The organism is Bacillus sp. YP1, from assembly GCF_000877815.1.
GTDB classification, from domain to species: domain Bacteria; phylum Bacillota; class Bacilli; order Bacillales; family Bacillaceae; genus Bacillus; species Bacillus subtilis.
Genome location: NZ_CP010014.1, coordinates 3,519,120 through 3,532,522 on the forward strand (window position 1 = coordinate 3,519,120; position 13,403 = coordinate 3,532,522).

At 46.6% G+C, this 13,403-nt stretch carries 13 protein-coding genes; all 13 read right to left on the reverse strand.

The features are described 5' to 3' along the window. Window positions 1–17 precede the first annotated feature (17 nt). Window positions 18–1,565: an L-glutamate gamma-semialdehyde dehydrogenase gene (gene pruA, locus QF06_RS17325; RefSeq protein ID WP_041850395.1), complete on the reverse strand. Its 1,548-nt coding sequence runs from the start codon at window positions 1,563–1,565 to the stop codon at window positions 18–20. Between the two features lie 226 nt (window positions 1,566–1,791). Further along, window positions 1,792–3,066 (reverse strand): glutamate dehydrogenase, encoded by a 1,275-nt coding sequence (gene rocG, locus QF06_RS17330; protein ID WP_015250966.1) that lies wholly within the window; start codon window positions 3,064–3,066, stop codon window positions 1,792–1,794. 177 nt (window positions 3,067–3,243) lie between these two features. Next, on the reverse strand, window positions 3,244–3,708 hold the full coding sequence (gene bslB, locus QF06_RS17335) for a biofilm surface layer hydrophobin BslB (RefSeq protein WP_003227472.1): 465 nt from the start codon (window positions 3,706–3,708) through the stop codon (window positions 3,244–3,246). Between the two features lie 323 nt (window positions 3,709–4,031). Then, window positions 4,032–4,487, reverse strand: a complete 456-nt coding sequence (locus QF06_RS17340; RefSeq protein ID WP_014481242.1) for a dTDP-4-dehydrorhamnose 3,5-epimerase family protein — start codon at window positions 4,485–4,487, stop codon at window positions 4,032–4,034. Beyond that, the gene (rfbD, locus tag QF06_RS17345; protein WP_015250965.1) at window positions 4,480–5,331 is read right to left on the reverse strand and encodes a dTDP-4-dehydrorhamnose reductase; all 852 of its coding nucleotides are present in this window, start codon (window positions 5,329–5,331) and stop codon (window positions 4,480–4,482) included. The genes QF06_RS17340 and rfbD overlap by 8 nt, the downstream gene beginning before the upstream one ends. Before the next feature lie 13 nt (window positions 5,332–5,344). Continuing rightward, the gene (gene rfbB, locus QF06_RS17350; protein ID WP_029318676.1) at window positions 5,345–6,292 is read right to left on the reverse strand and encodes a dTDP-glucose 4,6-dehydratase; all 948 of its coding nucleotides are present in this window, start codon (window positions 6,290–6,292) and stop codon (window positions 5,345–5,347) included. Next, a complete protein-coding gene (locus tag QF06_RS17355) occupies window positions 6,292–7,032 on the reverse strand; it encodes a sugar phosphate nucleotidyltransferase (RefSeq protein ID WP_041850393.1) in 741 nt (246 codons plus the stop codon). The genes rfbB and QF06_RS17355 overlap by 1 nt, the downstream gene beginning before the upstream one ends. A 24-nt stretch (window positions 7,033–7,056) precedes the next feature. After that, window positions 7,057–8,076: a PseG/SpsG family protein gene (locus tag QF06_RS17360; RefSeq protein WP_014481244.1), complete on the reverse strand. Its 1,020-nt coding sequence runs from the start codon at window positions 8,074–8,076 to the stop codon at window positions 7,057–7,059. A gap of 2 nt (window positions 8,077–8,078) precedes the next feature. Then, window positions 8,079–8,801 (reverse strand): glycosyltransferase family protein, encoded by a 723-nt coding sequence (locus QF06_RS17365; RefSeq protein WP_032725144.1) that lies wholly within the window; start codon window positions 8,799–8,801, stop codon window positions 8,079–8,081. Beyond that, entirely contained in the window at window positions 8,794–9,915 is a 1,122-nt protein-coding gene (locus QF06_RS17370) for an N-acetylneuraminate synthase family protein (protein ID WP_031601100.1), read from the reverse strand. Before QF06_RS17370 ends, QF06_RS17365 begins: the two co-directional genes overlap by 8 nt. Then, on the reverse strand, window positions 9,915–10,784 hold the full coding sequence (locus QF06_RS17375; RefSeq protein ID WP_003227457.1) for a GNAT family N-acetyltransferase: 870 nt from the start codon (window positions 10,782–10,784) through the stop codon (window positions 9,915–9,917). Before QF06_RS17375 ends, QF06_RS17370 begins: the two co-directional genes overlap by 1 nt. Then, window positions 10,785–11,954: a DegT/DnrJ/EryC1/StrS family aminotransferase gene (locus QF06_RS17380; RefSeq protein WP_041850392.1), complete on the reverse strand. Its 1,170-nt coding sequence runs from the start codon at window positions 11,952–11,954 to the stop codon at window positions 10,785–10,787. Window positions 11,955–11,974: 20 nt separating this feature from the next. Next, window positions 11,975–13,399 carry a CDP-glycerol glycerophosphotransferase family protein gene (locus QF06_RS17385; protein WP_041850391.1) on the reverse strand — a complete coding sequence of 475 codons (1,425 nt, stop codon included), beginning with the start codon at window positions 13,397–13,399 and terminating at the stop codon, window positions 11,975–11,977. Window positions 13,400–13,403 lie beyond the last annotated feature (4 nt).

The window sequence follows — 13,403 nt, forward strand, 5'->3', positions numbered from 1 at the left end:
ATTTTATTTCTCTCAAATCAAAAAGCTTCGGACGTTGTTTTGGCTTGCATATGAAGAATTAAGTAATCGGGACCGCCTGCTTTTGAGTCTGTTCCTGACATATTAAAACCGCCGAACGGCTGATAGCCGACAATTGCTCCGGTACATCCTCTGTTAAAATATAGGTTTCCGACATGGAAATCCTCGCGTGCCCGTTCAATGTGCGCACGGTTTTTCGTCAGAAGCGCACCTGTTAATCCGTATTCCGTGTTATTGGCAATCTCCAGCATATGATCGAAATCACGCGCTTTGCAAATCGCAACAACCGGGCCGAAAATTTCTTCCTGCATCAAGCGGGCGTTTTCATCAACATCTGCAAAGATCGTCGGCTGAATAAAGTAGCCTTTTGAATCATCGCCTTCTCCGCCGGCCAATAGCTTGCCTTCAGATTTGCCGATTTCAATGTATTTCATCACTTTGTTGTAGGATGCTTCATGAATCACGGGACCCATATACGTATCAGGATCTTCTGGATTGCCGACAGTCAGCGTTTTGGTCAGCGCCACAGCTTTTTCCACCACTTCATCATAAACATCCTGATGAATGACCGCGCGGGAGCCAGCAGAACACTTTTGTCCTGAATATCCAAATGCTGAGTACACGATAGAGGATGCAGCAAGGTCAAGATCAGCGTCCTTGTCGACAAGCACTGTGTCTTTTCCGCCCATTTCTGCAATTACCCGTTTGAGCCATTTTTGGCCCGGCTGCACTTTGGCGGCTCGCTCATAAATCCGGCAGCCGACTGCACGGGAACCTGTAAATGAGACAAACCGTGTTTTCGGATGCTCAACTAAGAAATCACCGATCTCCGCTCCATCTCCCGGAATGTAATTCAGAACGCCGTTTGGCAGACCCGCTTCCTCCATGACCTCGACAAATTTTGCTGCCACTACCGGGGCTGCGTCAGCCGGTTTTAAGAGAATCGTATTTCCTGTCACAATCGCTGCCGCCGCTGTTCCCGCCATAATCGCAAGCGGGAAGTTAAATGGAGAAATGACGATGCCGACGCCAAGCGCTTCGTAATGATATTGATTGAACTCGCCAGCACGGCTCTTCACCGGAGCCCCTTCCTTGAGCTTTAACATTTGGCGCGCGTAGAACTCTAAAAAGTCTATCGCTTCAGCCGTGTCCGCATCCGCTTCCTTCCACGGTTTTCCCGCTTCCTTCACAAGATAGCTTGAAAATTCATGCTTTCTTCTGCGCAAAATAGCCGCTGCCTTAAAGAGAATATTCGCGCGGTGCTCCGGTCTTTGTTTTTTCCAGGAATCAAATGCCTGCAATGCGGCTTGCATCGCTTTTTCAGCAAGCTCTTGATCCGCTGTAGACACGTACCCAATGATCTCTTCTTTATTTGCCGGGTTAATGGAAATGATTTTGCGGTCCGTTTCAATTTTTTCTCCATTTATGACAAGCGGATAATGCTTGCCGAGCTGAGTGTTTACAAAGGCCAATGACTCCCCAAATGCAGTTTTATTCTTTGCTTCCGTAAAATCGGTAAATGGTTCGTGCGCGTATGTGACTGTCATATGTAGTCCCCCTCGTGTTATGAAATATATCTTCGCATATGAATAAAAATGCAAGAATCATGCCATTTTCTTGTCTTTTGCTGAAAAAACTTGTTGAATCGAACAGAAATTTGTCTAACAGGTGATCATCTTTCTCTATTTCCGATCTTGAACGCAAATTTATTTTGCGATTTTTGCTCTTTAGGCAAAAAACAAACGCAAAATTATTTTGCGGAGGCTTCTCAAATTAGACCCATCCGCGGAATCGCGATGCTTCTGCCGATTTTCTAATGCCCGTCATGTAAGCCGCCAAACGCATATCCACTTTATGTGTTGCCGCTGTCTGATAAATTGTTTCGAACGAGCTGACCATGACGTTTCTCAGTTTTTCTGCAACCTCTTCTTCTGACCAATAATATCCTTGGTTGTTTTGCACCCATTCAAAATAAGAAACCGTGACGCCGCCAGCACTCGCCAGGATATCCGGCACAAGCAGCACGCCTCTTTCATTCAGGATCTTAGTGGCATCAATGGTTGTCGGTCCGTTCGCTGCTTCAACGACGATTGACGCCTGAATGTTATGTGCGTTTTTGGCTGTGATTTGATTGGAGATCGCGGCAGGCACTAAAATATCGCAATCCTTTTCAAGCAGCTCCTCATTTGTGATGACGTCAGTAAATAAATTGGTGACCATACCGAAGCTGTCCCGTTTATCGAGCAAATAAGGGATATCAAGGCCGTCCGGGTTGTAGAGCCCGCCATTGGCATCAGAAATCCCGATCACCTTCGCGCCCGCATCGTGCATGAATTTAGCCAGGAAGCTACCCGCGTTTCCAAAGCCCTGTATGATGATGCGCGCGTTTTGCAGCTTGATCCCTTTTTTCTTCACCGCCTCTTCAATACAAATCGTGACGCCCTGTGCCGTCGCCGTTTCCCGTCCTTGCGATCCTCCCAAAACAAGCGGTTTACCTGTAATAAAGCCCGGAGAATCGAATTCTCGCAGCCGGCTGTACTCATCCATCATCCACGCCATAATCTGCGAATTGGTGTACACATCGGGAGCTGGAATATCCTTTGTCGGACCGACGATCTGGCTGATGGCACGGACATACCCCCTGCTCAGCCTTTCCAGTTCTCCAAATGACATTGTCCGCGGATCACAAATAATACCGCCCTTCCCGCCGCCGTAAGGAAGATTGGCAATCCCGCATTTGAGCGTCATCCAAATGGATAATGCCTTTACTTCCTCTTCATTAACTTCTGGATGGAAGCGAACGCCCCCCTTTGTCGGACCGACAGCATCATTGTGCTGTGACCGGTAGCCTGTGAACACTTTGACGCTCCCATTGTCCATTTTGACCGGAATGCGGACAGTGAGCATTCTCTGCGGCTCTTTCATGAGTTCATACATATCTCCCGGATAACCCAGCTTCCGAAGGGCTTCCTTAATGATTGTTTGGGTAGACAGAAATAAGTTAAGAGCTTCTTTTTCTTCATCTTTCGAGACTTGCTTTGCTGACATCTTTTTCACCTCATTGTTTTTTTGGCCGGCTTTAATGTAAGCGCTTTAAAAAATCAGCCCGCCAATTCCTTTCTGCATCGGATTCACCCTTATCATCATGCAAGATCCGTACCAGCTTTTGAATCCACAAAAAAAAGAGACTGAAAACATCTCAGTCTCTGACTACAAATCTATCGATTAACGGGGATCAATCACCAGCTGCGTTTCAGCATAAAAACTGCCGATTCCCAAACCGTTTACTACATCGCCTTTAATCGTGTAAGTGCCTGCGCGAGGAAGCGTTTTGCGCACCATGACGAGGTCAAATTCGGATGCGCCTAACAAATCAAGCGTAAGCGGGAGTCTGACTGTTTTTCCATCGTTTAAAATCTGTGTTTCTTTCAGTGTTCTTCCATTCACTGAATCTCTTGTCGTAGCATGAAACCCGTCAGGAAATTGAAATTCTACCGCTCCGAGAGAAAGCACCGCATTTGGTTTATATGTCACTTCAATATCAGAAGTGGTCCACTCTTTCGTGCTGTTAATTGTTTTTGCCTCGATTGATGCAGACTGTGCATGAGCTTGGCCCGAAGGAAGTAAGATTGATAGTAAAACAGCTGAACTGATGAATAATGAAGATACGAATGAAGTTCTTTTTAGCATGACATTTCCCCCTAATTGATTGTTGAAATTTGGCCAGAGCGTCCTCTGCAGAAAAAGCGCTTTTTCATAATTCGCGAATTACCAGTTCTTTTTCTTAAAAATTAATCTATCATCATTTTCCATGGAAGTAAATGTTTTTTAAGGAATATTAACACTTGGAATTCAATGAGAATTCCTTCCTGTTTATACAAGGTTCAAATGGACGATTTCTCTCTCTTTTTCTAGTAACATCCGCCTGACATTTTCTATCTTTTATCCTATTTTAAAAAAGGGCAAAAAAAGTCGAAGATGCCTCTGCTCTTCGATTGATCACGTTCCTATTTTTATCTGAATTCAGTGTTCCAGTTAAAACCGATCGTCTCATCATTCCACGGAATTCTTTTTTCATCAGGCTGATCCGGGTTATACGACATGGTGGTAAAATAGATAATTGTCAGCGGCGTCTCTCCCAGCACTCTATATCCGTGAGCCACCCCTTTTGGGATTAATAACAGCATCGGGTTGTCTTCGCCCATATAATAGACGTCCGTTTCTCCTTTTGTCTTTGAATCCTCTCGAAGATCGTATAGGACAACCTGAGCGTGGCCGGTTGGGAAGAACCAGAGATCATCCTGCTTCTCATGATAATGAAATGCCTTAATCACACCCGGATAGCTTTTCGACCAAGAGGCCTGCCCAAAATGCTCAAGGAGATTCTCATCGTCCCGGACCAGCTCAGCAAAAAAGCCTCTGTCATCGCTATGCTTCATCAATTTTTTCACCTTGACTCCATCAATCACACGCACTGCTCCTTTCCTGCAAATACTCTCGTAACGCTTCCCGCCAGTGGCGGGGGCGGATGCCGGCTTCTTCAATAGCCCGATGGCTCAGCACAGAGTATGCCGGGCGGGGCGTTTTGTTCCCGTATTCCTCTGTCGTTACAGGCAAAATGGCTGTTTCCAGCCCGCTTTCTTCCATAATTGCCGTCGCAAACTCATACCAGCTGCATATGCCTGAATTGCTGACATGATAGATGCCCGGCGGATGGCTGAACAGCTTGATGACCGCTTCTGCTAAATCCTTCGTATAAGTCGGCGAACCAATTTGATCGCTGACAACCCGAAGCTCTTGTTTCGTTTCAGCAAGCTTCAGCATGGTTTCAACGAAATTACTGCCGCCATGTCCGTACACCCACGATGTTCTGATGATTGTGCTGTCTTTTGTCGTTAATCGTATCAGTTCTTCTCCGAGCCTTTTGCTTTTGCCATAAATGGTTTTCGGATCGAGGGGATCGTCTTCCCTATATGGCTGGGTTCCTTTCCCATTGAATACATAGTCCGTGCTGATATGAACATATTGAGCTCCGATGCGGGTTGACTCAAGCGCTGTATAATAAGCGCCGATTCCGTTAATCAAGTACGCTTTATCAAGCTCTTTCTCGCATTGATCAACCGACGTAAACGCGGCGCTATTGACCACGATATCCGGCTGATAATGGCCAAACGAATGCCGTACTGAGCGCTGGTCAGCAATGTTCATCATCTTCTTTGTTAACGCAATGACCTCATATCCGGCTTGCTTCAGCTGGCGGCATAGTTCCAAGCCAAGCTGTCCTCCCGCCCCAGTCACCAATACCTTTGTCAATCAGATCACCTTCTCATCGGTCATTGTCTGTATACCACTGAATCGTACGCGCAATGCCTTCTTCAAACGTCACTTCCTGCCGCCAGCCCAGTTCGTTTTTCAGCTTTGATGCATTGATCGCATAGCGCCGGTCATGCCCTTTTCGGTCTTCCACGTGGGCGAACAATTCCTCACAGCCCAGATGTTTCAAAATGACACTCGCCAGCTCTTTATTCGTGCGTTCATTTCCGCCGCCGATGTTATACACCTCGCCGTCGTTTCCTTTTTCTAAAATCAGTTTGATTGCGCGGCAATGATCCTCCGCAAACAGCCAGTCTCGGATCTGGAGTCCATCGCCATACAGCGGAACAGGCAGGCCCTGCTTCGCATGACGGATAATCGTCGGAATCATTTTTTCGCTGTGCTGATAAGGTCCGTAATTGTTGCTGCATCGTGTAATGATGGCCGGAAGCTTGTGGGTTTTCACATAAGACAACACGAGCAAATCTGAGCTTGCTTTACTGGCTGAGTATGGGTTATTAGGAGAAAGCGGCGTCGTTTCTGTAAACGCGGGATCATCCGCTTTTAAATCCCCGTATACCTCATCTGTTGAAATATGAATCAGCTTCTTGGCTTTTCCTTTCAAGACCGCTTCCGCCAATCGGTATGTCCCCATGACATTTGTGGTGATAAACGGCTCTGCTTGGGAAATGCTTCTGTCCACATGCGATTCTGCTGCGAAGTGAATGACGCCATCGTAGGTCTCATCAAACGCGCGGTCGATATCCTCCTGAACGCTGATGTCCCCTTTTACAAAGCGAAAACGGCTGTTTTGTTTTAATTTTTCCATTTCCTCCGGGTGGCTGGCGTACGTCAGTTTATCTAAAACGGTAATGCGCGCATCCGTTTCCCTCAGCATGAGCTTTGTAAACGTGAGCCCGATGAAGCCGGCACCGCCTGTAATTAAATATGATTTTGCCATCACTTTTCGTCCTGTCCTTTCCGTAAAGCCTGGTGTACAAGCTGGGAAGCGAGATAAAGCGATTCGTGAGTTCCGGCATCTACCCACCAGCCTGATAACACATCATACGTAAGCTGGCTGTTTTCGATGTATAGATTATTCACATCGGTGATTTCCAGCTCGCCGCGCTTTGATGGTGATATTTGTTCAATATACGAAAACACCTCTGCATCATACATATAAATGCCGGTAACACAAAGGTTGGTCGGTGGCTGTTCGGGCTTTTCGATGATGGAACGAATCCACTTGTTTTTCTCATCAATCTCAGCAATCCCGAAACGTTCCGGGTCATCAACTTCTTTCAGAAGCACTTTTGCTCCTTTCCCCTGCTGTTCAAAGCGTTCTGTATAAGGCTTTAATGAATCTTCAAATATATTATCACCTAATAATAAAATGAAAGACTCTTTTTTCGTAAAGCGCTTTGCATAAGACAGCCCATCCGAAATGCCCGTTGCTGCCGGCTGTACTTGATAAGTGATAGTAACGCCAAGCTCTTCCCCGTTCCCAAGCAGTTTGTAAAATTGCGGCATATGCTCCTTTTGGCTGATGAGTAAAATGTCTTTTATTCCGGCTTCCTCCAGCTTCATAATCGACCAGTATATCATCGGATACGGGCCTACAGGAAGCAAATGCTTGTTGACGGCTTTCGTTAAGGGCATAAGGCGTGAGCCGTTTCCTCCGGCTAAAATAACACCTTTCACATTAACACTTCCTTACATGCATTTTTATATCTCTTGTTCATATAAATCTTGAAGAATAGCTGTTACCCGTATAATGCCTTTGCCATCCACGAGCGGCCTTCCTCCCTTGTGCAAAGAAAGGCGAAGAGGATAGCTGCTCATAATGCGTGACATCTGATAGATGAGTGTTTCATCCGGTACAAGCTCACCCAAACCAAGATCAAGAGCGGCGCCTTGGCCAGCAAATGTTTTTGCTGTTGCCGTTTGATGCTCAACCTGAGAAAGAACAAGGCACGGCACGCCGATGCAAATGGCTTCATATAGAGAGATGCCGCCGGCGACAATGGCTGCGTCCGCTTGTTTCATCAAACCTGCCATATCATTTGTCTGTTCGATCATCTTGTACTGCGGCTTCTTTTCGATCCGCCTTCGGACTGCCTCTTGATGCGGTGAAGCGCTCCCCATTACAAACATCATGTTTTTGTCTTTTATGTCGGGGACTTGATCAGCGGCAGCCAGCACTTTAAAAATAAGCTGCTTCGGATCACTTCCTCCTAATGCAACAAGGATATTGCGGCAGTCTTTCTTAAGTGTGTAATCCTCTCTTGCGGCCTGAAAGGCGGGGTGAAGAATAAGATAGTCCGGACCTTCATAAATGCGTGTGTTTCCCTGAACGTACACCCTGCTTCTGATGTCACCGTAAATTCCGTTAATGACTGCGTCACTATATTGAATTGATTTACCGTTTTTCTCTTCAAAAAGAACAATTTTCGCATCTGTCTCCGTCTTTATTTTCTTTAACAGCTCTGCAGGCGCGCCTAGAATATCAAACAAAAGCAAATCAAGCTTCTTGCTTTTTATTTCCCGGAGAATAAATTCGTGCTGCTGCAGCTCCGGCTTTACGATGACACGCCAATGCTCTTCATGAAGAAACGCTTCAGACTCCTGATTCGTATAAAACGTAATCAAGCATCGCTGTTTGAGCCCCTCCGCAAGTCTCTTCATCCGGACAACATGGCCCATTCCCTTTTCATAGCCGCCGTCTGCGAAGATCCCAACACGCATGGCTATTCAGCCTCTCGTTCGATTGCCGCATCGGGGTTCCGGTTCAGAAGGGTGATAAGCTCTGAGGCGGATACATCGGGGCGCTCGCCTGCTTTTTGATAGAGAGCCTTTATCGATTCATAGTCTTCCTTTGTATCAATGGTCAGCCGATATTGAGGGGCGCGAAATCGTTCCGGCGCCTCTAAAAACTGAACACGATAAAGAGCTGGATGATTCCTTATATATAACGTGACATGCTCCTGATATTGATCCTCCATATTCTGAATACGGCTGATGTCAATTAACAGGTTGGCGTTGACCACTTCGCCGCAAATCCCTAATGGGGCATTCAGGATATACGTATAATCTGATCCTTGATCAAAATGCGCCTTAATCATTACATCGAGCAGCTCCGGATCGACAAACGGATTATCACCCGTTAACCGGATAATGACTGACGGTTTAACAGCTTCTATGACCTTCACAAACCTATCGAGGACACGTTCTTCGCTCCCGCGGAAAACACGAAAGCCTTGTTTGATACAGTGCGCCTCTAATATATCGTCAGTTTCTTTGTCAGACGTGGCGATGACAAGATTATCCCGATCCTTTTGGTAAAACGCGCTTTGCCGGACACGGTGAACGAGAATATCAAGTAAACGATTCGATCCGAGCGGCCGAAGCACTTTTCCCGGAAGCCTTGTTGAACCCATTCTTGCTTGAATGATAAAGAGAATATCATTCATGAAACGGGCTGTCCTTCAGTAAAATGTCATCCCAGACAATGCCTGTGTCGGCTGGAATGTCTCTTACAGCCCGAACACCGCTGGTCAGCAGTTCAAAAAATCTCGGGTGCAGCCCCTGCGGCTTTTGTCCGGGCCGAAGCACTGCGATATTGTCTTCACTAAAGGCTTCACCTTTTTGAATCGGAGCTGTTGTAAAAATGCCTCTGTATGCAAAATTTCTGATTTCTCCTTCGATGGAGGTTGTTGTTTTGTATGAACTGCCAAGCAGTTTTTCAGAGACCGGCTTTGTGATCCCCTGTTTCAGCTCAGCTTCCGTTTTCCTGATGCCATCGACCATTTCTTTCAATTCATCCGGATTTAATGCAAACGAGTGGTCGGCACCCGGCAGATCTTTATCGATCGTAAAATGCTTTTCTATCAGTTTTGCTCCGAGCCGAACCGCGGCACATGGCGCTTCTGTCGGATGCTCGCTATGATCGGAGAAGCCGATTACTGCCTCAGGAAAAGCGGCGGCAAGCATCGGAATGACGCTGAGGTTGCTGTACTCCGGCGGTGCTGGGTATTTCGCCACACAATGCATTATGGCAATTTGATTGTTTCCCTCTGCCCTGATGGTGCGCCAAGCTTCGTGAACATCAGAGATTTCAGCTCCGGCTGTCGAGAAAATCATCGGCCTGTTCAGCCGGGCGACATATTTGAGCAGCGGGAGATGGTTAATTTCATAGGATGCGATTTTAAAAGCGCTCGGCGAGGTAGACTGAAGCAGATCAGCTGACCCCTCGTCACATACCGTACTTAAAAAGATCACCTGCTTTTCGCGGCAGTAATCCAATAGCGGTAAAATCCACTCAGCAGGCATTTCCATAGATTGAACCAAAGAAAAAATAGAGACGTCCTTGCCCGCTGCCGTCTTGTACAAACCAGGATCTTTCTGGTACATCCTATCAGCTTGGAACATTTGAAATTTCACGGCATCCGCTCCCGCTTCCGCCGCGGCGTCTATCAGCGCAAAAGCCTGATCAAGCTTCCCGTCATGATTAATCCCCGCCTCAGCAATAATAAAAACAGGAGCGTCTTTGCCTACAGTTTTATTCGCGATCTGAAACGCTGCCATTATTTCGCCTCCTTGCCCGGCCAAATATGATAATAGTAATACGATTGTTCAGCGGTAAAGCCCATTCGTTCATAAAGGCGGATCGCCCTTACATTGTGAAGCTGCGTCCCCGCTGTTACCGTTCTATGCTTCTGGGTCTCCGGTTGTTCTATGAGATTCGCCAATAAATGAAACGCAATACGTTTTCCTTCAAATCCCGGCTTTACAGCCATCAAATCGAGAATGCATTCATCATCTCTTGATAAGCCCTGAAGATAGCCGATGACCTCGCCATTGTGTTTAGCGACAATATTGACCGCCGCCCTTCCATTCAGATTGTTTCGTGTCCACTCCTGAAATATTTTGTTTGCTGCATCGCGGCTGAGATGAGGATCCTGAAAATATCTGCTTTTTGTAAACGAGTCTCGGGCCAGCTCACATATCGCTTCTGTGTCTCCGGGCTCAGGCGGGCCCAGTTCAAAAAATGGCGGTGTTTTGTCATAAAAAGACGGAGGCATCGCCAGCTTCAGCAAACTCCCGACAAAGTAAGAGGATGGCTGCTGCTGTATCACATGCGCGGCTCCGATGTCTTCAGCCGGAACGCGGACAAAGATAAAATCCGTTTCATCCATTTGGCGTACAGTATAAAAAGCTTCAAACAGCCTCTTTAGCTGCCCGGTACTATTTGCGGCAAGAAGTTTGACGTTCATGACTTTCTTCTGAAGCACCTTGCTTTCCCACAAAGAATCTTCGTAAAGCAATACGCCTTGGAGCCTGCTGTTTTCAAAAAGGCCGAGGGAAAATTGATACGGAACATCCAGTGTAAGCTTTCTGCTTTGGAGAAATTCCTCAATCGCCTCTTTGGAAACATTTTCTTTTACCGTATACACTTAATCAGCCCCTTTTACGATATCCCGCACAGCTTCAATGACATCATCTACATCGTCGTCAGACATTGATGGATAGAGCGGGAGAGAAAGGGTTCGTTTATAGTAATTCATGGCATTCGGAAAGTCCGCTTCCTTATATCCAAATTGCTTTTGATAATACGGATGAATGTGTACTGGAATAAAATGAACGCTAGTGCCGATATTGTATTCATCCTTTAAAGCCGTAATCATTTCGCTGCGCGTAACTCCGGCCTTTTTTTCATCAACTTGCAGAACATATAGATGCCAGGCGTGCCTGCCGTCATCATGGACAAACGGCGTGATCAGCCCAGGAATCTGCTGAAAAGCGGTTTGATAGCGGCCGGCAATCTCTTCTCTCCGTTTCTGCGTATCATCCAGCCGTTTCAGCTGATGAAGTCCGAGGGCCGCCTGCAAATCAAACATATTCATCTTATAGCCGGGCGATTCGACTTCATAGTACCAGCTGCCATTTGAAGAATAACGGTTCCATGCGGCTTTACTCATGCCGTGAAGGCTTAGCACCCGGATCTTATCGGCAAGCTCCTCATCATCAGTCGTCAGCATGCCGCCTTCCCCTGTCGCGAGGTTTTTGGTGGCGTAAAAGCTGAATGCCGTTGCATCCCCGATAGAACCGATCATTCTTTGCTTATAAGTCGTATATACCGCATGTGCCGCATCCTCCAGCACGAATAAACCATGATTTTGGGCAATAGCCAATATTGCATCCATATCGCAGGACTGCCCGCCAAAGTGGACGGGCACAACTGCTTTCGTTCGCGGTGTGACGGCCGCCTCAAGCTTTACCGGGTCAATATTGAGCGTGTTTTGGTCAATATCCGAAAACACAGGCGTCGCTCCCGTATGAATAATCGTATTGGCGGTCGAGCTGAACGTAAGCGGAGAGGTAATGACCTCGTCCCCGGGCCCGATCCCTTTTGCTTTCAAAGCCAAAAATAAAGCTGCGGTACATGAATTCACCGCCACGGCGTGCTTCGCCCCGACAAACGCGGCAAACTCTTTTTCAAACTGCTGAACCTTCGGGCCTTTAGAGAGCCATCCCGATTCAAGCGTTTCTGTAACCTCCTGAATTTCTTCCTTACCGATTAACGGCAATGAGTAAGGGAGAAAATGATTTCTCTTTTGCACCATTTCTTTGCGCTCCTATCATTTTATTCAGTATCTTCCCGCCTGTAATCAACCCCTGTTTTGGCTTTCAGTTCCGCAAATAAAGCATTTGTTGATTCTGCCACCGGATAATTAGCCGCTATGAATGCCAGGCGCGCCTCTTCTGCTTTTTGATGCACGTCGGGACTTCGAAGAACCTCAACCAAGGTGTGCGCCAGTTCATCCGGCTGGTCAAACATAAAATCGCCAAGAGACTCATAATACGGATACGAGCGATTTCCGGACGATTTTCCGATCAGCACAGGCTTTTGAAACAGCATGGCTTCAAGACCGACTGTCGAGGTTTGCGTCACTGCGGCATCAACATACGGCAGCAAATCATAAAGCTCCAGCTCCTTTTTGATGACTCTGCATGCTTGATGTTTTTTCGCCGCCTCGTGATACAGATCAAGCTTGTTTTTTCCGATTTCCCACGGGTGGGGTTTGATAATGATTTGCAGCTGCTTCTGATCAGAAAGCCCCTGCAGCACACCGGAATAAAAGTCTTCTGAAAAGGGCTGAGTGGCAATGAGCACAATTTTTTTAGTCGGCTGAAAAGCAAGTTTTCGATAGAATATGGACATATCCATAGGCGTTCTGTTAAAAATCTGATCGAAGCGGGGATGTCCCGTTACGAGAATCTGCTCGGGTTTACAGCCTTTTCGTATGAACCACTCTGCTTCATACGCACCAAAAACAGCTTGATAGCTTGTAAAAACAGGAATGAAGGCTTCATCTCCCATCAATGCGCCATGCTGAAGACAAATGCTGACGGCCCCTTTTCTTTGACACATGAGAGCGAGCACCCTGCTGTAAATGTCTTCTGCCGTTCCGACAATAACAGCTGAAATCTTTTCCTGTTCAAACAGCGCATCAACTGTATCAATGGCCTCTATAAATAAAGGAATATCTTTGAAAAGCCGGTCGCGAAACGCTTGATCACCAAATGCCGGGTGATCATCATAAGGGGCGAGAAGCGAACAGGCTGTTTCGAGATACTGCTTCGAATCGCCTTTTTGGCATGAATCCGCAATCTCCCGCTTGCTAATTACAGGCAGATCACAATAATGCGGCAAACTCCATCTGGCCAAAACAGCCGTTTTTTCAGGATCAAATTGATAGTAATTTTCGTTTGAAAAACGCAGGTAATCAAAGTGCAAAATGACTTTCCCTTTAACAGGTTCGTCATTTGTTTTAACGATGTTTTGGATTCTTTCTTCAAAAAACGGCTGAATCTGTCCCTCATCGATATGCTGATCCACCGATCCGAATAATTCCGGTTCTTCTTCCATCATCACCCTCAGTTCAGGGCTGATGTATTGATAAAAATTACTGATAAGCCCAAGCGGAATCCCTTTGTAGCGAAGTTTGTCAAAAAGCTCCACGTACTTCCGGTACAGCACCCAATAATTGTTTAAATAGGCCGACAAGCTC